Origin of the sequence: Nocardia pseudovaccinii, assembly GCF_050942345.1 — a bacterium.
GTDB lineage: Bacteria > Actinomycetota > Actinomycetes > Mycobacteriales > Mycobacteriaceae > Nocardia > Nocardia pseudovaccinii.
Map to the genome: position 1 here is coordinate 2,774,450 of NZ_CP192074.1, position 19,585 is coordinate 2,794,034.

The following is a 19,585-nucleotide window of genomic DNA, read 5'->3' on the forward strand; positions in this document are numbered from 1 at the left end:
AGACGCCGTTCTACTCGGGTCGGCACAACACCTTGGTGGGATTCATCGCCCCCTCGGAGTCGTCGTTGCGACACCCGGGGACGGTATCGAAACGTCATCGGTGCGGCGAGATTGGACGACGAGCCGATCGCCCGACACGGTGGCGGCGCGCCCGATTGCGGTGGGCAGGGGACGAGAGCGAGCGAGATTGATCATGCGATACGTACTCGAAGAGTGCGGAAAGCAGTACCGGCTGCGGCTGCGTGCGACATGCTGAGAACAGCCGGTTCCCCACCGACAAGCACGGTTGACGCGCAGGATGGGAGCGTGCAGATGAGCATCGGTAGCGACGCGGTATCGAGCACCGTTCAGCAGGAACGCGGCGACGGGGAAAACCGCCGCCTGAGCAGCGAGCGGCTGGTGGACGCGCCACCGCCGCGGATGGCGACGGTGGCGCAATGGTGGGCGTTGACCTCGCGCCTGGTCCGGCCGTCTTGGCGCAATGGTGAACTATTCACCGCGCTGCTCGCGCCGGTGGTCTTCACCGTCGGCTTCTATGTCCCGCTGAACCTCGTGATGTCGCTGAACCCGCTCCGCCGGGGCGGGCTGAGCAACTACGCGCAATTCCTCATGCCCATGATCGCCATGCAGGCGATCGCCTTCTGCGCCATTACGGCCGCATTCCGAGCGGCCGCCGATGCCAAGGACGGGCTCAATGTGCGGTTCGGATCGATGCCGATGCTTTCGCCGGTGCCGCTGGCCGCGCGAGTCACGACCGCGCTGGGCCGGGCGGGGATCGCGCTGGCCGCGGCCCTCGTGTGCGGCCATGTGATCGGCTTCCGCTTCTATGGAAGCTGGTGGGAAACAATCGGTTTCATCGGGTTCGCGATGCTGATCGGGCTGGCGCTGTGCCTGGGTGCCGATCTGCTCGGCAGTCTGACCAAGAGCCCGGAGGCGACCACCCAGGCGCTGATCCTGCCGCAGCTGATCCTCGGCATGGTGTCGAGCGGACTTTCCCCGGTCAGCCAATTCCCGCACTGGATACAGGGGTTCGCACGCAACCAGCCGGTCTCGCAGTACGTATACGGGTTGCGGGCGCTGGCCGGTGATCCATCGGGCCACGCGGGCGTGGTCGGCTGGTCGATCCTCGGGCCCGGGCTGGCGTGGATATTCGGTCAGATCATTCTCTTCGGTGCGGGCGCGGTATTCGTTTCGATCCGGAGGTCGGCATGACCGAGGTACTGACTCCCACGGCGGAATTGCCCAAGGTCTACGGCCGGACCGAGACTTGGCGTCTACTGATCCCGCAGACGATGATCCAGACCAAGCGGCTGCTGATGCGCTGGTGGCGTGATCCGCTGACCGTCGTGCAGTCGCTCGTCTTTCCCGCGCTCCTGCTGATCGTTCTGAATACCGTTCTCGGAAAACAGATTTCGGAGTTCTCCGAGGTGAGTGCGCTGTACGGCTTCGTGCCGATGTCGGCGCTGGTCGGGGTGATGTCCGGTTCGGTGGCAGGCGCCATCACCCTCGGACGCGAGCGCGACGAAGGTCTGCTGGCCCGCTTCTGGGTGCTGCCGGTGCACCGCGCGTCCGGACTGATCGCGCGCATTGTCGCCGAAGGGATCCGGATTGTGCTGTGCACGGCGGTGATGTTCGCGGTGGGTGTGGCGCTCGGCTTCCGATTCAAGCAAGGGCTGCTCGCCGGTATCGCGCTGTTCGGGGTGCCGCTGCTGTTCGGCATCGCCTTCGCCACCGTGGTCACCGCGGTGGCCGTATTCAGTGCGAAAGCCGCACTGGTGGAGGCTGTTTCGCTCGGATCATCGTTGATGATGTTCTTCAGTACCGGGTTCGTGCTGCTGGTCGCCTATCCGCCGTGGGCCCAGCCGATTGTCAAGCATCAGCCGATGTCCTACGCCATCAATGCCATGAAGGGGCTATCCGTCGGCGGGCCGGTGCGCGACCCGTTACTTGCCACCATCGCCTGGTGTGTCGGCGCGCTCGTAGTCTTCGCGATCCCGGCGGCGGTCGGTTATCGACGAGCCAGCCGCAGCTGATCAGCTCATCTCCTTGGAGGCCCGGTCGATCAGCGCCATGGAGTCGCGCGGGCTGAGCGCCATGGCGCGCAGCTGGTCGAAAATAATGCCGAAGCGGCGGATCTGGGGATGGCCCTCGATCAGCTGATCACCCGCGATGCCCTCGACGTACACCAGTTCCGGATCGGCCGGATCCTTGAAGTCCAGCAGTGTGAAGGATCCGGCCATGCCGGGATGCACCCCCGCGCTGAACGGAAGTATCTGCAGGATGACGTTTTTCATCTGCGAATCGTCGAGCAGCCGCTTCAGCTGTGCCTTCATGACATCGGGGCCACCGACCATCCGTCGGATCGCGGCTTCGTCGAGCACCACCCACAGTTCCAGCGGATCCGGCTTGGTGAGATGCATGGCCCGATCCATCCGCGCCCGCACATTGTGCGACACCGTGGCTCCGTCCAGCTTCGGCATATTGGTGTCGATGACGGCCTCGGCATATTCCGAGGTCTGCAATAGCCCTGGGATGTAGGAGGTTTGGTAGTGCCGGGCCGAGAGCGCCTCGGATTCGAAATTTATATAGGCGGCGTGCACCTCGGTCAGCGTCGCCTCGTACGGCCGCGACATCCCGGGCTTGAGCGCGTCCGACAGGAGTTCGAGCGCATCGTCGCGTTGCTGTTCGGTGACGCCGTAGAGATCCAGCATCGCCATCAGCGTGCGCCGCTGCGGGCGCGCCTGCGCCGTCTCGATGCGGTACAGCGTGGTGATATTGATGCCGGTCTTGCCGCTGACGTCCTCTTTGCTGAGCCCCGCGTGTTCGCGCATCTCGGTCAGCAGCACCGAGAGCCGCCGCAAACCCGCGGTGAGGACTGTGCGCTTGCCTGCCATGACAACCCTTTCGCCCGGCGCACCCGATAGCACTCTTGCGTACATGTCTGTAGTAAGTGCCCGCCACACACGCAAATATGCATTCGCAGCGTGGTCAGAGACTACCGCCTTTTGCAGCAACGAAGTTCGGAGTTTTCGCTGCGATATTCCCTTGTCACGGTAGATCGCGGCTCGATGGCCGGATCTATGGGGTGCTCGTCCTTGTAGTCGCGGCACCGTCTTCTCGGGACCGGGGGCATGAGATCGGCCGGGCATGGCGACTTAGTGGTAGCGGTTTCGAATGGTGTGCTGCTGCTCGATCCGGCCGGGCATTCGTCTCGGCCGCGGCCGCGCTCCTCGCCGGGCGACGGGGCCACCACGCACTGACCGGCATGCGGTGAGCACGCGGCGTGCTATCCCGGAATCGATGTGGACGCCGATGCCAATGACGTGCGCGATGGTCCGATCGTCACCTCGGCGGGCGTGGCCGCGGGCATCGATATGGCACTCGCGCTCGTTGCGGATCACGGCGCTGAATTGACGCGCATTGGCCGAACATCCGGTTTCTCCGAATCAGGAGGCACGACCAGATCAGGAGTTGACCTATGCCCGTTTCGCGCCGCACTGTCCTCGGGGTCGGATCCACGGTGCGGTGGCGGGGGAGACCGGCTGCGGCACAACCGGATTCACTGTCATTGCCGTTGGCTCGTGCCGCACGGGAATCAGTCGCACGCGAACAGGGCAGCACGATATCGGCATCGCCGAAATAGCCAACGATGAACAGCGATGTCGGGCATCGGTATCGACGTGGCCGCCGGTCCGTCCGAGTCGCCGCCGGGTGTGCCGATCGAATGCACCGCGGGCATCCGCGCTTTGGTGGCACGCGCGCGGACGCGCCTGCCGTCGCCGATCCGAACAAGCCGCCGCTGGATGACTAGTTACCTCGGGACTCCTCGACCGTAGGCGGCGATCGCATACTGCCCACGCGCCGGGCGATGATGTGGCAAACTCTTGGCCACCAGTCCAGCTCCCCGCGAGTATCGAGCGTGAAAGTCGTTGTCACTAGCTGTCTGTGGGGTCGCTCCCCGGTGACCATGTCGTTACCGCAGCAATGAGAACGCACTCTTGCGTTCTTGCATTTGTAAGAGCATGATCCAGCTACGCTAGTTGTGAAGAACCGATCCGATGACCGGGATAACCGAATCGAGAGCCAATCATGTTGGTACAAAGCGCGTTGGTGTCGGGTGAATTCGGGGTACGGCGATGAGCGCGCCGACGGTGGGGGTGCTGCCGACCGCTCCGCAGATATTGTGTGCATTTCAGGGACGACGTTTTCAAGATCGTGAATTACTGCGTTCCGCACACGCCCTCGCCGAACTGCACGCACGCCGTGCCGAGATTCAGGACATGAATCTCGTGGCCGAAATCGATTGCCGTCGTAGCGAACTCGTCGACGACATCAATGAGTGGATTGCGCAGGAGATCCCGCAGCATCGCAATGGTGCTTCGCTACATACCGAGAGCCTCGGTGCGGTGGTGGATCGGATGGCGCGCAGCTGGGTGGTGGCCAACACGGCCATCGATGTCGATGGCGCGCGTAGCGACAATACCCATAAACACTGGTACCACTTGGCGGAACTCGTCGACGGCTACACTGATCTGGTAACCGACGTGGCCGGTGGCCGCCGCCGTTTGCCTGAACAGTAAAGTCTCGACGGCGACTTTCGTCCGCAATAGTGACACTGCCCCGACAGCGTTACTGCTCAGTCGGCGACGTCCCGGGTCCGCGTTGTCCGACCAATGACCAGACCCGGACGCCAACGTCGCCGGCACAGTGACGGCGGGCGCAACGGGGCGCCCCGCCCGGCGTGCCGCGTGGTCGACTGGCGCGGCACGCCCGCCACGAGTTCGTTGTTACTCCGAATTCGAAAGCACCCGAAGTCATTCGGCAACCATCAGAGCGCTGTCGCCGCGGTCCGAACATCGACCATCTCATGCGCGCGTATCGCAGCCGGCGGATCGACCCGCGGTTCCGATCAGCCGAAGTGCTTGACGCACTGCTGGATCAGCATCACCGCGGCAAGTAGGCTGGCCAACTCGCCGCTATCGTGATGGCTGGGCGAGGTGTCGTCGTCCGGCCGCGCAGTGGCCAGGGCGCTCGGCAATGCCGCCTCAGGTTGTGACCTGTCGTAAGGGAGGGGGCGTCGGCACCAGGCCGAACGTCCGCCGTACGGTTATCGTGGCTCGGGAACGATGACAGGGCGCGGGGAATTTCGTGAGTGAGGGTTACCGATGTCGTACAGTCCGCCGCCGGAACCGACCAACTCGGCCTGGCATCCCGGCGCAGCACCTCCCGGTCCGAACGCCGGATACTCCGTGCCCCTCCCGCCCGCGCCGAACCCTCCTCGGCAGCAACAACCCTGGGTGTACACCAACGCCCCAGGATGGCAAGGCGGCCCACCGCCGACTGATCGGCGGCAGGGGCCATGGCTCGCCGTCGGGTCGCTCCTCCTCGGCATCGTCGGTTGCGTACTCCCGTTCCTGCCGGTCGACCTGACCGGCGTGCGACCGTTGGTCGGCCTGCCGTTCGCGATCGCCGGACTCGTCCTCGGGATCATCGGCTGCACCGGACATCGCCGCGCCAAGGGCTTGGCGGTCGCGGGAATCATCCTGTCCGTCCTCGCACTCACCGTCGCCCTCATCATGCTGCCTCAGCTGTTGTAAGCAGCGAGTTCAACTGCCGTATGCGACCATCGGGCCGAGTTACCCAGTTGTGCAACCGGATTCGACTATGGGTCGCGGGGCACGGTGTTGCGTGTCGGCCACGAGGACACGATCGATGAGCCCGTAATTCCGTTGCGGGGCAGAGAATTTACGCTGGGAGACAGCGTGGCCGCGAAGACAGGCCGGAGCTCGTTCCGCGGCAACGACACTGGATCGGACATCGCACGTGACCCTGCGATCGAAAACCGGGAGGTGACGTGACCGCGCTGGCCTTGGTGTTGCGCCCCGCCGAATTCGCCGCCGATCGGGTTGTCGGCATCGACGGCCACACTCTCGCTCGGCGTCAGATCCCGGCGCGCGGGGTGTGGCAGAGCTGTCGGGATCTGCTCCTGGATGTCGCGGGGGACGACGAGATCACCGCGGTCGGCATCGCCGCCGCCGGGCGCATGCGCATGCGTGCCGGGGTGGTCGCGCCCGCTGAAATCCTGGAATGGCGTGCGGGATTCGGCATTGTGGCGGCAGTACAGCGGATGTTTCCCGTCGCTGCCGTGCAGTTGGCTCCCCCCAGTATGTGCGCCGCACTGGCCGCGCGCGGTATCGGCGCGTCGGCATCGGGCGACGTGCTGACCGGCACCGGATTGCTCGCGCTGCTCGTCGAGGATTACGCCATCCGGCGTTCATCGGCACGCGAGCACGGCCTGAAACCCAGTGGGCAGCGCCCCTCCGGACCACGGTATCCCGCGGCCTGCATCCGGCCGCGGTGAGCTGCCGTCCGATGTATGTCGTCGACGACCTGCCACCCACGGAACACCTCGTCAATTATGTTCCGAGGCAGAGAAGTTATGTTTTCGGGTCGGCTGCGGATATGCGAGTTCGATTGTCGGGCAGGATATTCGCTGCATCGCGCAGCATTCGACCGACAGGCAGGCAGAATGGCAACGGAATTCCCGTTCGCGCAGCTGACTTCCAACCAGCTGACCTATTCGGAGCGTGACGAGAGGTACCGGCGGCTGCATGCGTGGCCCGAGCGCAGCTACCACCATGATGCCGGGCTGCGCCTGGTGTGGCGCTACGACGACGTGCGTGAACTGCTGGAAGCCACGGCACCTGAAATTTCGAATGCGCAGGCACTGCGACCATTGGTCGGCTTCGGACGTATTGCCGCGAATCCGCCTGCTTTGGTCCATCTTTGTCGGCACCTGCTCCCGATGCCTGCCAGGGCAACGGCGGACCTGACCGATGACATTCTGCACCGGCGAGTGTGGGCCACCATGGCGGGGCCGACCGGATACTTCACCGTGCCCCCGGACGCGCGATCCGAGCGGGCCGACGCGCTCGCCGAGCATTTCCGGCGGTCGTTGCCGGTCTCGGGGGAGGTAACCGAACCGCTCGACGTAACCGCAGCATCAATTACCTACGCCACTCGCATTATCGGCGAAACCATCGGGCTGCCCCAACGGGATTGGCCCGCGGTGGCGCAATGGAGCGGCGCGCAATCCGGCCTGCTCGGTCGGCGGATGCGTGGACGCGAGTTGGCCGACGCGGTCGGCGCGCTCGGGCGGTTGTTCACCGTCAGCGGTCTGGCGGTGGCGCACAGCCGCCAGCACGGCACGGGCTTTTCCGGACATCTGCGCGCGGCCGATATTCCGCCGAGGGTGGCGGTCTCGGTGGTCGCGAACTCGCTGGCGGCCGGTGTGCATACGGTCAGCGGCAGCATTCAGCAGGGCCTGCAGCGGCTGCTCGACGACCCGGATCGGCAGTGGTGGAAGCTGCTCGGCGAAGACACGGGTGCCACCCGCGTCGCCGCCAAGGTACTGCAGCTCGATCCCGGACTGGTGGGCTGGAAGCGAAATATCCTGCGCCCCATCACTTTACGAAGCGGCACCACGCTCCCGCGCGGGCCGGTGCTGGTAATGTTCGCCGCCGCCAATCGCGATCCGCGGGCATTCGCCGATCCACTGGCCGTCGACAGCACCGGAAAAATGCCATTGACCTTCGGATTCGGTAGGCATACCTGTCCCGGGAAACAGCTGGCACAGCTGGCGGTGGAAGTGTTCCTGCGCGAATTGCACAGCCGCGCACCGCATGCGCAACTGGTCGCGCCGGTGCGGTCGGCCCGATCCCGTCCGGCAGACCTTTTGTTCAGCGGAGCGGATATCGTTGTCCGGTGAGGTGATCGGGGTGTCGACATGATCTATAACGAACTGCACGTGACCGGCGTCGATGAATGGACCGCCGTGGCGAACGGCATCGTTCCGATGGATCATCGGTATCGCGACCGGAGCCGGTGGCAGGTCACGCTGATCAGCCAGCACGCGGGAAGCTACAACCTGTTGCGCTGGGATCAGCCCGGTGACCGGCTGGCGTTCCGCACGCCGTCGAATATCCGCAGGGGACCTGCCGATAACTTCTACTGGCTGGTGGTCCCGGAGCATGGCACATTCACCGTCGCCGATGATCGCGAAGCCACTTGTATCGGACCGGGTCAGGCGGTGCTGATGGGGTTGGATCAGACCCTGCGGCTGGGGGTGCCCAGCTCGGTGGCATTCGGCTTCCAGATCCCACGCACCGAGGTCGACCACGCGATATCGCCGCTCGGCGCGCGCCGTCCGGTATTCGATCTCGACTCCGGACTCGGACGCGTTACCCGGAGCATGATCCGCGACACCCATGCCGAGCGCTCCCGGCTCACGGGTCGGCAATTCAACGCGGTTTGCGACCGGACCACCGAACTGCTGTGCATGATGGCCGTGGGCGACAGCACCCCGCAGCGGCCTCAGCTGGCCGAGACAGCCGAGGCCGTGCGCCGGTATGTACGTGACAATATCGGCGTCGCCGACCTCCGGCTGGCCGCGGTGGCTCTGGCATTGAGCTGGTCGCCACGACAGCTGCGGACCGCACTGGAGCAAGCCGGAACCACGTATCGTGAAGTGCGCCAGGATGAATCACTGCGTGCGGCGCGCGCCATGCTCGAAAGCCCGAGCACGACACTGACCATCGGCGAAATCGCCGCGCGCAGCGGATTCACCGTCACCTGGTTTTCCGCCGCGTTCAAGACGCGCTACGGCGAAACCCCGAGGGACTTCCGCAAACGCCGGTTGGCCGAGACCGTCGACCAGCCGGCACCGGTGCTCACTCGTCCGGATGCAACCGCACCGGCAGAGTGATCGGGCCTGCGGTCAGGATCTGCGGGCTGAGCTGCAGTGCCGCTGAGTCACCCGCCAGGCGCAACTGTGGGAAGCGGTTGAACAGCGTGGACAGCGCGATGCGCGCTTCCAGCCGGGCCAGCGGAGCGCCGAGGCAGATGTGCGGCCCCCAGCCGAAGGCCAGCTGACCGCGGTGATCGTGATCGATATCGAAGACATCGGCGTTCGGGTATCGGTCCGGGTCGCGTCCTGCATTGCCGTTCCAGATGACGATCGCGCCCTTCGGCAGGTCCACACCCGCGATGGTGACATCCTGCTGGGCGTAGCGCAGGTTGGCGCTGTACACCGGGGACCGGTATCGCAGTGCCTCCTCGACCACATCCGCCCAGCGGTCCTGGGTGCGCGCCAATTCGAGCTGCGTGGGGTTCTCGCTGAGGGCGATGATCGCATTGGCGAGCAGGTGCACCGTCGTCTCGTGTCCGGCCACGATCACCAGCCACAACATATTGACCAGCTCGTCGGTGGTCAGGTTGTCGACATTGGCTGCGATCAGAGCGGAGGTCATATCATCGCCCGGTTCGCGCCGCTTGCCTTCGATGAGCTCGGTGAAGAACGCGATCATCTCGCCCATGGCCGTCTGCATCTGCTCGATGGTGCTGGTGTGCGACACGATCGTGGTGGACCAGTCCCGGATGCGGGACCGATCGGCCTTCTCCACACCGAACAGTTCACAGATCACCCGCACCGGAAGCGGCGTGGTGAAGCGCGGAACGAGGTCGAATTCGCCGGGCTCGTCGGCGAATTCATCGATGATCTCGGTGGCGATCTGATGAATCCGAGGCTCGAGTCCGGCCACCCGAGCAGGTGTGAATGCGGCGCTGATCGTCTTGCGTAACCGCCGATGGTCCTCGCCGTCCTTGTTCAACATATGGTCGATATCGGTCAGTGCGCGCATCGGCCAGTCGGCCGGAATGGTGCCGTCGTGCAGGGCCGGACAGTTCTTGGCGCTCTTGCTGAAGAGTGTGCCGTCACCGGCGAGTACTTCACTCACCGCCTGGTAGCTCGCCGCGCTCCAGGCGGCGACACCGCCGGTCAGCTCGACCGGAACCATCGCCCCGCGTCGAGCGATTCGCTCATAGGTTTCGATAACCGTTTCGCCGTCGGTGGGCAGCTGGATGACCGACTCGGACATTCTGTCTCCAAATTGGTGTGATCGACGGATGGCATCCCCGTCCATCCGAGTTCGTGCGAGGTCAGTGTCGATCAGCCGCCACGCCGCGGTGCACCCGATCGATAACCTCTGCTCCGCAACGGAATTTCGCCGCGATCGGAACATAATTTCGGGCGCGTAAGTACTTTCGGCAGACGCGTGGCAGGGTGTACTGGATGAGCAAGCTCGAGTGGAGTCACAACGCCTACTACCAACGGTTTCTCATACGGCAGCTGCCCATCCCGTCTACCCGGGTGTTGGACGTCGGCTGTGGGGCTGGGGCATTCGCGGGGCGACTTGCGCGACGCGTCGAGCATGTCGATGCGATTGATCGGTCCGCGGTGATGATCGACGCGACGCAGCAGGCCGTGCCGGAGAATGTCAGGTGCATTCTCGGGGATGTGCTGGAGCAACCACTACCCGATCAAACCTACGACGCGATCGTGTCGATCAGCACGTTGCACCACATGCCCCTCGAAGAGGTGCTGCCGGTATTGGCACGGGCACTACGGCCGGGTGGTGTGATCGCGGCAGTGGCATTGCCACGAACCGATCTTGTTCGGGAACTACCCGTCGAGTTGGTGGCGGCGATCGGGCAGCGGGTGCTGGGGATGGTGTTTCGGATTCTTCGGGCGCGTGGGCAGGGGAGTTGGTATGCGGTCGAGCAGACGCATGATGTGATGCCGGTTGTACTCGATCCGCCGCTGACGACGCGGCAGGTGCGGGCGCGGGTCGCGGCGGTTCTGCCCGGTGCGCGGGTGCGGCGGCTGGTCTTCTGGCGCTACTCGTTGGTGTGGCGCAAACCCGGCTAGACGGCCACCGCGCGTTTGGCCTCGCGACGCTGTCTGCGGCGAATGCGGTAGCGGCGGATTCGGCTCGCCAGCAGATAGACCAGGATCAAGCCGATCACCAGCAGTGTGCCCGCACAGGCGGCCGCGACAACCGGATGGAAGATCGCGATGGTGACGATGCCGCCGACGGTCAGATCCTCGACGAGGCTCATGACGATATTGCTGGCGGGTTCTGGCGAGGTGTTGATGGCCATCCGTGTTCCGGCCTTCACGAGATGGCTTGCCAGGGCGGTGGTTCCGCCGACCGCACCGGCCGCCAGTTGGGGAAGCGAACCGTCCTGGCCCGCGAGCAGCGCCGCGACAACCGCACCCGATGCCGGGCGCACGATGGTGTGTACCGCATCCCAGAAGCTGTCGAGATAGGGGACCTTATCTGCGACGGCCTCGATGAGGAACAACACACCGGCCGCGATCAGCACATCGGTGCGCTGCAGTGCCTCCGGCACCTCGTCGGACAAGCCGGTCACGCCGAAGATGCCGAGCAGCAGGACCACCGCATAGGCATTGACCCCGCTCGCCCAGCCCGCGGTGAAGATCAGGGGCAGTGCTGACATGGGGTCATCGTATGGTGCTCAGCGCAGCGCGGCGCGACCACGCAGCCGACCGAGGACGACCAAGGCGATCAGCGTCACCGCCAACAGCAGGCAGGTACTAGCGGCCGCGTCGAATACCTCACCGCGATCGGTGAGCCCGAAAATGGTGACCGGCAATGTTTTCCAGGTGGCCGGATAGACCATGACGGTCGCGCCGAGCTCGCCCATCGACAGCGCGATCGCCAAACCCGCGGCAGCGCCGAGCGCGGGCAGCAGTAGCGGCAGCGTCACCTGGAACAGCACCCGGACCGGACCCGCACCGAGGGATTCCGCGGCCTGCCGGTAGGCGGGATCGAGCCGATCGAGCGCGGCCGAGACCGTGCTGAAGGCGTAGGCCAGGACAAGCACCGAATGTGCCACGATGACAATCCATTTGGTGCCGCCGAGCAGCAGCGGCCGCTCATTGAAGGCGATGAGCACGCCGAGACCGATGGCCACCGACGGCACCGCCACCGGCAGATGGAAGACCGCGTCGGTGAGTTTGCACCACCAGCCGGGGGCCTCGCGCGCGGCGAGTGCGGCCCAGGTACCCAGGATCAGGGCGACCCCGCCGGAGAGCAGTGCGGTCTGCAGACTGACCGAAAGACTCGCGGCCTCTTGGCCGGACAGCGCTGCACGGAAGTTGGCTACGCCGAGATTCGAGGGCAGCGGCCCGGTCCAGCTGCCTGCCAGCGCGGCCCCGACCACCGTGGCGATCGGCGCGACGAACACCACGACCACGACAAGGGCGAAAACCGCCAACACGATTCCCCGGCCACGACGCGTCCAGACCAGCATGGTCAGCTCTCCCTTCCGGCGAAGCGGGCGAAGATCAGCCGGTAGCCGATATACAGGCTCAGCGACAGCAGCACCTGCACCGAGGCCAGTACTGCCGCGCCCGGCAGGTCGAAGGTCACGATGCCGCGGGTGTAGATCAGCGCGGGCAGGGTTGTCACGCCCTTCGCGCCGGTGAACAGCACGATGCCGAATTCGTTGAGCGTCAACAGCAGAACGAGACTGCCGCCCGCCGCCAGCGCGGGCCATGCCTCCGGCATGACCACCTGGCGCAGCACCCGCCACGGCGACGCGCCGAGGCTGGCCGCCACATCCAATTGTTCGCGCGGCAGTTGAGCGAATCCGGCCAGCAGCGGGCGCACCACGAACGGCGTGAAGAAGGTGATCTCGGCGAGGATCACACCGAGCGGTGTGCTCAGGAAGTCCAGCACCGGCGTCTTGTCCCCGGTGATCCTGGCGATCAGCGCGTTGACAGCCCCGGCCGTGCCGTACAGAAACGTGAAGGCCAAGGTGATCAGGAATGAGGGCAGCGTGAGCACCGTATCGATCAATCTACCGACCAGCGCCGAACCGGGAAACGGCACGAATGCCAGCACAATCGCGAGAAACGTGCCGAGCACCAGACACCCGACGGTCGAGCAGACCGCGATGGAAATGGTGCGCCACAACGCATTACGGAACGATGCCGAGCTGAGCACCTGCGACCATACGGCCGTACCCCGACCGTCCTCGGTCTCGGTCGATTCGGCGAGTACCCGCACTATCGGATACACCGCGATGAGCAGCACCACGAGTAGCGGCGGCAGGGTCCACAGCACCGGCCGCCAATTGCGCTGAACTGGCGGAGCGTTCTCGGTGAGCTGTGGTTCGATCAGGGCGGAAGTGCTCATGCCTGAGCCTCACTGCCGCCCGGATCCGACATGCCCGTCGAGGCGAGTTCCGTCGTCATCCCGGCGAAGACCAGCACCCACTCGGCGGTTGGGCTCTGGTCGTCGCCGGGACAACGGAGATGTCCCCTGATAACGGGGAACACGGGGCTCCACCGAGCCGGAACCGTGCCGCCCCTCATTTCGGCACGCCCGGCTCGAGCGCGGCCGAAGTCCCTGCCGTCGGCGGGATCAAGACTCCCGCCAGGTCCGGGAACCGTACACCGACGAGCGCGCCGACCTCGGTATCGAGATGGCCGGGCACATCGGCGGTGATCTCGTCACCCGATCCGTCGACCGTCAGCCGCAATCGCGTCGAGGCCCCACGCCACACATTCGATACAACGGTGCCGGGTACCGCATTCCGCTCGGAAGTGGCACCGATCTGCACAGTATGCGGACGCACACAAAGCAATCCGGGTGCGTCCGCGCCCCAACCGCCGGGGATATCCGGTGCCTCGGCCCGCAGCGTAAAAGTCCCGACGGTAACCAGCGCCGCGGTGCCGGACACCCGATTCACGATGCAGGGCAGAAGGTTTGCGCCACCGAGGAAAGCCGCCGTGAAGTCGCTCGGCGGTCGCCGCCACAGATTCTCGGCGGTGTCGATATCGACCAGTCGCGCATCGCGCATCACCGCGATCCGATCCGCCAAGGCCAGCGCCTCGGCCTGATCATGGGTGACATACAGCATCGCCGTATCCGGCAATGACTTTCGCAACTCCTGCAACTCGCCGAGCATCGACTGCCGCAACTGGGTGTCCAGCGCGGCCAGCGGTTCATCGAGCAGCAGCACCTTCGGCCGGATCGCCAGCGCACGCGCGATCGCCACCCGCTGCTGCTGACCACCGGACAGTTCGCGCGGCAATCGCCTCGCATAGGCGGCCATGCCGACCATTGCCAGCGCCTCCGCCACGTGCCCGTCGATCTCCTTGCGCGGCACCCGATGCGCCCTCAATCCGAATGCCACATTGTCCTGCACCCGCATATGCGGAAACAGCGCATAGGACTGCACGACCACACCTATCCCGCGCTTGGCGGGCGAGAGGTCGGTGACATCGCGCCCGGCCAGCCGCACCGCACCCGAGCTCGGCCGGACGAATCCGGCCAGCGCCCCGAGTGCGGTCGACTTGCCCGAGCCGCTCGGTCCGAGGAGCGCGACCGTCTCACCGGCGGCGACGCGCAGATTGAAATCGGTCAGTGCGACCGTGGTCTTGCGGCCGCGGCCGTAGCTGACCCCCACCTGGTCGAACACAATCGCGGGTTCGATTGCGGTGGTGGTCGATTCGGCTGCGATGGCCGACCTGGGATGCGCGTCACCGACGGACATGATTGCGGCTCCTCGGTTTCGGTGGATCTACTGCCCAGTTGCCTTGTTGTAAGCCGCCACGTCGGCGTCCAGATCCGAAAGCACCTTGGTCCAATCGACATTCACGACTTCGACCCCTTTGAGCACGGCGCTGGCCGAGGGACCGGAACCGGTCGCCGGGGCATCACGCAGCTCCTTGCGGGCAGGCACCGCGAAGGTGTCGGGTAGCGACTTCTGCGCGTCGGCCGAGAGCAGGAACTCCATGAGCTGCTTCGCCTCGCTCTGGTGCGGAGCGCCCTTGGCCAGGCCCATTACGTACGGCACGGCCACGGTGGAGCGCTTACCGTCGGCGGCGGCCGGGAAGAAGATATTGAACTTCGAGCCCTTGTCCTTGACGGTGGTGAGGTTCATCTGGACATCGCCATTGGCGACAACCAGCTCCCCCTTGTCGACCTTGGCCTGCAGCTTGCCGGTGGACGAGGACGGGCCGACATTATTGGCCTGCAACTTGGCCAGGTAGTCCAGTGCGCCCTGCTTGCCGAGCAGATTCTGCAGCAGGATCAGCACCGCGGTGCCGTCACCGGCCTGACCCGGCGTCGAATATTGCAGCTTGCCCATGAACTCCGGCTTCAGCAGGTCGTCCCAGGTGAGATTGGTGGTGTCGACCGACGGATTGGCAATGAAGGACAGGTAGTTGCCCGCCAGCGTGACGTACTTGCCGTCGGCATCCTTATCGCCTGCCGCGACGAAGCTGGTGTCGATTCCGCTGTCCTGCAACAACCCCGAGCTCTTGGCCTTCTGAATGAACGGCGGCAGCGTCACCAGCACATCGGCCTGCGGATTGGACTGCTCCTTGTCCACCCGATTGACGACCTCACCCGAACCGGCCTCGACCAGGTTCACCGAAATGCCGGTCTTCTTCTTGAATTCGTCGAATTGGGTCGTGTACCAGCTGCCGACACCGTCGGCGGAGTACACGGTGATGGTCTTGCCGCCGCTGCTGTCGGTGCCGGTGCCGCCACAGGCCGCGGTGAGCGCGACGGCGGTGACGGCGGTGACGGCCAGCGCGGTCCGGGAAATGGTGCGTGCCAGACGGCCCTGCGTGTTCGAAGTACGCACGATGACTACAACTTTCGGTTCGTGTCGGGTGTGGAATCGAAGGGACGGGGGATTCGGGGCGATCAGGTTCGGTCGAGGATCAAATCCGCGAATTCGGTGACCGAGGCCACCACGTGGGTGGCTCCCGCCGCACGCAACTGCGCTGTGTCATGTGCGCCGGTCAGCGTCCCTGCGACAATTCGCGCACCGGCGGCCAGACCGCTGGCGATATCGCTGGTCGTATCACCGAGTACCGCAACCTGATCCACGGCATCGATGCCGAGCCGCAGCAGCGCGGTCAAGACCATGTCCGGGTACGGGCGGCCGCGTCCGGCATCCGCGGGGGCCAGCGTCAGATCGGCGATCTCGTTCCAGCCCAGCGCATTCAGCAGCCGATCCTGGGTAGTGCGGCTGAAGCCCGTGGTCAGCGCGACCTTGACTCCCGCCGCGCGCAGTGCGGAAATCGCCTCGGCCGCACCGGGAATCGGAGTGATATCGACCTCGTCGATCAGTGCGTCGTAGGCGGCCTCGAAGGCGAGGTTGGCGGCCTGTGCGCGCTCCTCGTCGCCGAGCAGGGCGCGAAAGACCGCGATCTTCGACTGGCCCATGGTGTCGAGCACATACTGGCGGGCCATATCACGTTGCGGCCCTTCGATTTCGATACCGGCACTGGTCGCGGCGGCATCGAAGGCGCGCAGTACCAGTCCGCCGTCGGCGACCGTGGTGCCCGCCATATCCAGGACGGCGAGGGTGATGTGCTTATCCGGCACGGGTGCTCCTCAGAGATTCAGCAGGTCGGCGGTTTCCGCGCCGATCGCGGGGCCGAGGGTCATACCGCGGCCGCCCGGGCCGGTGACGACCCAGATGTGCGCATCGGCCTTCGCGCGGGTCACGATGGTGGCCGGATCGATGCTCTGGCTGTAGACGCCCGCCCAGCGCCGCACTACCCGCGGGAGTTTGCGTCCCAGTAGTTCCTCGGTGACGGCGGTGAGGTGTTCGTACGGCGCCTCGTCCACATCGAAGGCGAAGGGCTCCTCGTATTCGTGGGTGTCGCCGATGGTGAGACCGCCGTTGAGGCGCTGCACGCACAGCAGCTGCATCCTGTGCTCGGCGGCGATCGCGGTCTGCGACTGTTCCGCGTTCAGCACGTCCAACTTCGGACCGGCGAAGCCCGGGTAGTAGCGGAAGCTGTCGCCGTCGGCGATCGCGGTGGTCAGCGGTTCGCCGAGCGGCGCGGTCTGCATCATCTGCAGCCGGACTCGGCGCACCGGGATGGTGCCGACGAGTTCGCGGGTCAGGCCGGTGTGCGCCGCGCCCGGACAGACCAACACGAGATCTGCCTCGAAGGCGCGACCCTGATCGTCGAGAACCGTTGCGCCGGAACCGGTATCGGTGACCTGGCGGGCCTCGGTGCGCGCATGGAAGGTGTAGCGGTCCGATGCGGTCATATAGGCGCGCAGCGCGGGCAGTGCCTGCCGGGACTCGACGGCGGCGTCGGTCGAACAGTGCAGTCCGGCAAGGAATTTGCCGCGCAGGGCCGGATTGATCGCGCGCACCTGTTCGGGGTCGAGCAGTTCGAAGCCGCGGGCTCCGGCATGCGGGCTCGCCGCGGCGGCCTCGGCGACCGCGAGTTCGGAGGGGGTGCGCACCAGCGTGATCGATCCGGCGGCCCGGAATCCGACACCGGGCACCTTGCCGCCGATCTCTTCCCACAGCTGCCGGGAGCGCAGCGTGAAGTCCAGTTCGGTGGCCGAGCGCCCGGAAACCCACACCAGGCCGAAATTGCGCACCGTCGCACCGCGCGCCTCGGGCTCGCGCTCGAGCTGCACGACCTCGTGACCACGGCCGATGGCGGCCAGGGCGTGCGCGGTGCCGAGGATTCCGCCGCCGATGATGACCAATCGCATGAATACATAATGCGCAATGGTCTAGACCAACGAGTGTTGCCCGCGCGAACGCTGGGTTAACAATTGGTATAGACCAATTCGGGGTAGGCTGTCGGTATGGACACATCAGGTGCGACGAGAGCCGAGGCCGACGAAATGCGCGGCGGGCGTATCGATTCGGCGCCGCGGCTGCCGAAGTCGTACCTGGTGCGCACCGAACTCGAGCAGCTGCTGACCGATCTGGAGGAGGGCGACCCCGTCCCCTCCGAGCGCGACCTCGCCGTTCGATTCGAGGTCGCCCGCGAAACCGTTCGGCAGGCGCTGCGAGATCTATTGGTGGAGGGGCGAATCCGCCGCCAGGGCCGTGGGACGGTGGTGTCCCGGCCGAAGATGGTGCAGCCGCTGTCGCTGCGCTCCTACACCGAGGGGGCCATCAGTCACGGCCGTGTGCCCGGCCGCCTGCTGGTCGGCTGGGACGACATCCCCGCCGACGTCGATACCGCGCGTGACCTCGGGCTCACCCCGGGCACCCCGGTCATGCACCTGGAACGCGTACTCCTCGCCGACGGCGAACGCATCGGCCTGGAGAGCACCTTCATGCCCCTCGACCGTTTCGGTCACCTGCGGGATACCTACGATCCGACGACATCGCTCTACGCCGCGGTGCGCGCCTCGGGCGTGGTACTCGGCAAGGCCACCGAACGCATCGAAACCGTCCTGGCCTCCCCACGCGAGGCCGCCCTGCTCGAGTGCACCACGGCCCTACCGCTGCTACTCCTGCACCGGCGCAGCGTGGACCAGCAGGGTGCGCCCGTCGAACGCGTCCGCGCGCTCTACCGGGGCGACCGCATCGCCTTCGAAGCGCAACTCGGTGGATAGGCCCTTGGGCTGCATCCACTGCTCGCCGTGACGGTTCGAGCCTCGGTATCGCGCGTCGCGAGGCGGAGATCTGTTGCGCGCGTGGATGGTCGGCCAACTACGCTGTGCCGGTGTTTGCCCTCTGCGGTGCTGCGCTCGCGATCGTGAGGGGTGCCACCTCGGCCTGGATCGGTTACTACTCAACATCCGCAAGGACCGCTTGCGGTGGGACCGCCAGCCACAACCACGGCACCAGGAGAAGGTCCTTACCTCGTGAGGGTCCTTCAGCGCACCTGTGGTGCGACCTTCGCGCCGAGCAATTCGATGTTGTGCAGCACCTTTTCGTGCGGCAGGGTGCCGACGCTGGTGTGCAGCATGAAGCGGTCCAGGCCGAGGGTGTCGCGGATGTCGGCGATCTTTTCCGCGACGTAGTCCGGGCTGCCGACGAAGAGGGAACCGCTCTGGGAGCGCAGGGCGTCGAACTGTGCGCGGGTCATCGGGCCCCAACCGCGTTCGCGCCCAATGGTGCTCATCGCCCCGGCGTACGGCGCGTAGAAGTCGGCGACGGCCTGTTCGTCGGTATCGGCGATATAGCCGTGCGCGTGCACCGCCACCGGCAGCTTCTCGTGGCCGCCCTGTTCGAGTGCCCGGTGGTACAGATCCACCAGCGGCTTGAAACGGGCGGGCTGGCCGCCGATGATCGCGATCGCCAGCGGTAGGCCGAGCAGTCCCGCGCGGACCACGGATTCCGGGCTGCCGCCCACCGCGATCCAGACCGGCAGCGGCCGGTTGTCGGTGCGCGGGTAGATCACCGCATCGCGCAGCTGAGCACGGAATTTGCCGTTCCAGGTCACCGGCTCGTCCCCACGAATGTGCAGCAGCAGCGCCAGTTTCTCCTCGAAGAGCTCGTCATAGTCGCTCAGGTCGTAACCGAACAGGGGAAAGCTCTCGGTGAACGAACCGCGTCCGGCCATCAGCTCGGCGCGACCGTTCGAGAGTCCGTCCAGCGTGGCGAAATCCTGGTACACCCGTACCGGATCATCCGAGCTCAGCACGCTGACCGCGCTGGTCAGCTGGATGTGCTCGGTCCGTGCCGCGATCGCGGCCAGGACGACCGCCGGCGCGGATGCCGCGAAATCCTTGCGGTGATGTTCGCCGACGCCATAGACGTCGAGTCCGGCGCGCTCGGTGGCGACCGCCTCGTCCACCACCTCGCGCAGCCGTTCGGCCGCGGTGGGCGCCGGTCGGTCCCCGACCGGGTACAGCTCCGCGAAAGTCGTGAGTCCCAGTTCCACAGCTCGAGTCCTGTTCGTGTGAAGTTTCTACGTCAACCACCAGTC

At 65.7% G+C, this 19,585-nt stretch carries 20 protein-coding genes; 9 read left to right on the top strand and 11 right to left on the bottom strand.

The features are described from left to right. The first annotated feature begins 312 nt into the window (after positions 1 to 312). A complete protein-coding gene (locus tag ACQPZ2_RS12605; protein WP_433525692.1) occupies positions 313 to 1,212 on the top strand; it encodes an ABC transporter permease in 900 nt (299 codons plus the stop codon). Next, positions 1,209 to 2,033, top strand: a complete 825-nt coding sequence (locus ACQPZ2_RS12610) for an ABC transporter permease (protein WP_433525693.1) — start codon at positions 1,209 to 1,211, stop codon at positions 2,031 to 2,033. The genes ACQPZ2_RS12605 and ACQPZ2_RS12610 overlap by 4 nt, the downstream gene beginning before the upstream one ends. Here ACQPZ2_RS12610 and ACQPZ2_RS12615 read toward each other — a convergent pair whose 3' ends face one another. After that, positions 2,034 to 2,894 carry a helix-turn-helix domain-containing protein gene (locus ACQPZ2_RS12615; RefSeq protein ID WP_433525694.1) on the bottom strand — a complete coding sequence of 287 codons (861 nt, stop codon included), beginning with the start codon at positions 2,892 to 2,894 and terminating at the stop codon, positions 2,034 to 2,036. Positions 2,895 to 4,136: 1,242 nt separating this feature from the next. On the opposite strand from ACQPZ2_RS12615, the gene ACQPZ2_RS12620 reads away from it, so the two are divergent. Continuing rightward, the gene (locus ACQPZ2_RS12620; protein ID WP_433525695.1) at positions 4,137 to 4,580 is read left to right on the top strand and encodes a DUF4254 domain-containing protein; all 444 of its coding nucleotides are present in this window, start codon (positions 4,137 to 4,139) and stop codon (positions 4,578 to 4,580) included. 329 nt (positions 4,581 to 4,909) lie between these two features. On the opposite strand, the gene ACQPZ2_RS12625 is transcribed toward ACQPZ2_RS12620, so the two are convergent. Beyond that, on the bottom strand, positions 4,910 to 5,038 hold the full coding sequence (locus tag ACQPZ2_RS12625) for a hypothetical protein (protein WP_433525696.1): 129 nt from the start codon (positions 5,036 to 5,038) through the stop codon (positions 4,910 to 4,912). Positions 5,039 to 5,165: 127 nt separating this feature from the next. On the opposite strand from ACQPZ2_RS12625, the gene ACQPZ2_RS12630 reads away from it, so the two are divergent. The 4 genes from ACQPZ2_RS12630 (at position 5,166) to ACQPZ2_RS12645 (ending at position 8,764) form a co-directional block, all read left to right on the top strand. Then, positions 5,166 to 5,597, top strand: a complete 432-nt coding sequence (locus ACQPZ2_RS12630; RefSeq protein ID WP_433525697.1) for a hypothetical protein — start codon at positions 5,166 to 5,168, stop codon at positions 5,595 to 5,597. Between the two features lie 257 nt (positions 5,598 to 5,854). Beyond that, a complete protein-coding gene (locus ACQPZ2_RS12635) occupies positions 5,855 to 6,361 on the top strand; it encodes a hypothetical protein (RefSeq protein WP_433525698.1) in 507 nt (168 codons plus the stop codon). Positions 6,362 to 6,529: 168 nt separating this feature from the next. After that, on the top strand, positions 6,530 to 7,768 hold the full coding sequence (locus tag ACQPZ2_RS12640) for a hypothetical protein (protein WP_433525699.1): 1,239 nt from the start codon (positions 6,530 to 6,532) through the stop codon (positions 7,766 to 7,768). 18 nt (positions 7,769 to 7,786) lie between these two features. Next, on the top strand, positions 7,787 to 8,764 hold the full coding sequence (locus ACQPZ2_RS12645) for a helix-turn-helix domain-containing protein (protein ID WP_433525700.1): 978 nt from the start codon (positions 7,787 to 7,789) through the stop codon (positions 8,762 to 8,764). Here the strand turns inward: ACQPZ2_RS12645 and ACQPZ2_RS12650 are convergent. Next, positions 8,730 to 9,935, bottom strand: a complete 1,206-nt coding sequence (locus ACQPZ2_RS12650) for a cytochrome P450 family protein (protein WP_433525701.1) — start codon at positions 9,933 to 9,935, stop codon at positions 8,730 to 8,732. The two genes, ACQPZ2_RS12645 and ACQPZ2_RS12650, sit on opposite strands and share 35 nt — an antisense overlap. A gap of 194 nt (positions 9,936 to 10,129) precedes the next feature. Here ACQPZ2_RS12650 and ACQPZ2_RS12655 point away from each other — a divergent pair, with 194 nt between their 5' ends. Continuing rightward, positions 10,130 to 10,765, top strand: coding sequence for a class I SAM-dependent methyltransferase (locus ACQPZ2_RS12655; RefSeq protein WP_433525702.1), 636 nt, complete (start codon positions 10,130 to 10,132; stop codon positions 10,763 to 10,765). On the opposite strand, the gene ACQPZ2_RS12660 is transcribed toward ACQPZ2_RS12655, so the two are convergent. The 7 genes from ACQPZ2_RS12660 to ACQPZ2_RS12690 form a co-directional block, all read right to left on the bottom strand. Beyond that, on the bottom strand, positions 10,762 to 11,358 hold the full coding sequence (locus ACQPZ2_RS12660) for a DUF4126 domain-containing protein (RefSeq protein ID WP_433525703.1): 597 nt from the start codon (positions 11,356 to 11,358) through the stop codon (positions 10,762 to 10,764). The two genes, ACQPZ2_RS12655 and ACQPZ2_RS12660, sit on opposite strands and share 4 nt — an antisense overlap. Before the next feature lie 18 nt (positions 11,359 to 11,376). Continuing rightward, entirely contained in the window at positions 11,377 to 12,174 is a 798-nt protein-coding gene (locus tag ACQPZ2_RS12665; RefSeq protein ID WP_433525704.1) for an ABC transporter permease, read from the bottom strand. Positions 12,175 to 12,176: 2 nt separating this feature from the next. Beyond that, positions 12,177 to 13,061, bottom strand: a complete 885-nt coding sequence (locus tag ACQPZ2_RS12670) for a 2-aminoethylphosphonate ABC transporter permease subunit (RefSeq protein ID WP_433525705.1) — start codon at positions 13,059 to 13,061, stop codon at positions 12,177 to 12,179. A 175-nt stretch (positions 13,062 to 13,236) separates the two neighbouring features. Next, positions 13,237 to 14,424, bottom strand: coding sequence for an ABC transporter ATP-binding protein (locus ACQPZ2_RS12675; RefSeq protein ID WP_433525706.1), 1,188 nt, complete (start codon positions 14,422 to 14,424; stop codon positions 13,237 to 13,239). Between the two features lie 27 nt (positions 14,425 to 14,451). Beyond that, entirely contained in the window at positions 14,452 to 15,522 is a 1,071-nt protein-coding gene (locus ACQPZ2_RS12680; RefSeq protein ID WP_433525707.1) for a 2-aminoethylphosphonate ABC transporter substrate-binding protein, read from the bottom strand. A 62-nt stretch (positions 15,523 to 15,584) separates the two neighbouring features. After that, positions 15,585 to 16,271, bottom strand: a complete 687-nt coding sequence (locus ACQPZ2_RS12685) for a phosphonatase-like hydrolase (RefSeq protein WP_433525708.1) — start codon at positions 16,269 to 16,271, stop codon at positions 15,585 to 15,587. 9 nt (positions 16,272 to 16,280) lie between these two features. Beyond that, positions 16,281 to 17,408 carry a TIGR03364 family FAD-dependent oxidoreductase gene (locus ACQPZ2_RS12690; protein WP_433525709.1) on the bottom strand — a complete coding sequence of 376 codons (1,128 nt, stop codon included), beginning with the start codon at positions 17,406 to 17,408 and terminating at the stop codon, positions 16,281 to 16,283. Between the two features lie 135 nt (positions 17,409 to 17,543). Here ACQPZ2_RS12690 and ACQPZ2_RS12695 point away from each other — a divergent pair, with 135 nt between their 5' ends. After that, positions 17,544 to 18,266, top strand: a complete 723-nt coding sequence (locus ACQPZ2_RS12695) for a GntR family transcriptional regulator (RefSeq protein WP_433527404.1) — start codon at positions 17,544 to 17,546, stop codon at positions 18,264 to 18,266. A gap of 263 nt (positions 18,267 to 18,529) precedes the next feature. On the opposite strand, the gene ACQPZ2_RS12700 is transcribed toward ACQPZ2_RS12695, so the two are convergent. After that, positions 18,530 to 19,540 (bottom strand): LLM class flavin-dependent oxidoreductase, encoded by a 1,011-nt coding sequence (locus ACQPZ2_RS12700; protein WP_433525710.1) that lies wholly within the window; start codon positions 19,538 to 19,540, stop codon positions 18,530 to 18,532. Positions 19,541 to 19,585: the final 45 nt, after the last annotated feature.

What these genes read in the sequence shown, in the direction of transcription:
- ACQPZ2_RS12605 (WP_433525692.1), top strand. Translation starts at nt 313, where the DNA reads ATGAGCATCGGTAGCGACGCGGTATCGAGCACCGTTCAGCAGGAACGC.
- ACQPZ2_RS12610 (WP_433525693.1), top strand. Translation starts at nt 1,209, where the DNA reads ATGACCGAGGTACTGACTCCCACGGCGGAATTGCCCAAGGTCTACGGC.
- ACQPZ2_RS12615 (WP_433525694.1), bottom strand. Translation starts at nt 2,894, where the DNA reads ATGGCAGGCAAGCGCACAGTCCTCACCGCGGGTTTGCGGCGGCTCTCG.
- ACQPZ2_RS12620 (WP_433525695.1), top strand. Translation starts at nt 4,137, where the DNA reads ATGAGCGCGCCGACGGTGGGGGTGCTGCCGACCGCTCCGCAGATATTG.
- ACQPZ2_RS12630 (WP_433525697.1), top strand. Translation starts at nt 5,166, where the DNA reads ATGTCGTACAGTCCGCCGCCGGAACCGACCAACTCGGCCTGGCATCCC.
- ACQPZ2_RS12640 (WP_433525699.1), top strand. Translation starts at nt 6,530, where the DNA reads ATGGCAACGGAATTCCCGTTCGCGCAGCTGACTTCCAACCAGCTGACC.
- ACQPZ2_RS12645 (WP_433525700.1), top strand. Translation starts at nt 7,787, where the DNA reads ATGATCTATAACGAACTGCACGTGACCGGCGTCGATGAATGGACCGCC.
- ACQPZ2_RS12650 (WP_433525701.1), bottom strand. Translation starts at nt 9,935, where the DNA reads ATGTCCGAGTCGGTCATCCAGCTGCCCACCGACGGCGAAACGGTTATC.
- ACQPZ2_RS12655 (WP_433525702.1), top strand. Translation starts at nt 10,130, where the DNA reads ATGAGCAAGCTCGAGTGGAGTCACAACGCCTACTACCAACGGTTTCTC.
- ACQPZ2_RS12660 (WP_433525703.1), bottom strand. Translation starts at nt 11,358, where the DNA reads ATGTCAGCACTGCCCCTGATCTTCACCGCGGGCTGGGCGAGCGGGGTC.
- ACQPZ2_RS12665 (WP_433525704.1), bottom strand. Translation starts at nt 12,174, where the DNA reads ATGCTGGTCTGGACGCGTCGTGGCCGGGGAATCGTGTTGGCGGTTTTC.
- ACQPZ2_RS12670 (WP_433525705.1), bottom strand. Translation starts at nt 13,061, where the DNA reads ATGAGCACTTCCGCCCTGATCGAACCACAGCTCACCGAGAACGCTCCG.
- ACQPZ2_RS12675 (WP_433525706.1), bottom strand. Translation starts at nt 14,424, where the DNA reads ATGTCCGTCGGTGACGCGCATCCCAGGTCGGCCATCGCAGCCGAATCG.
- ACQPZ2_RS12690 (WP_433525709.1), bottom strand. Translation starts at nt 17,408, where the DNA reads ATGCGATTGGTCATCATCGGCGGCGGAATCCTCGGCACCGCGCACGCC.
- ACQPZ2_RS12695 (WP_433527404.1), top strand. Translation starts at nt 17,544, where the DNA reads ATGCGCGGCGGGCGTATCGATTCGGCGCCGCGGCTGCCGAAGTCGTAC.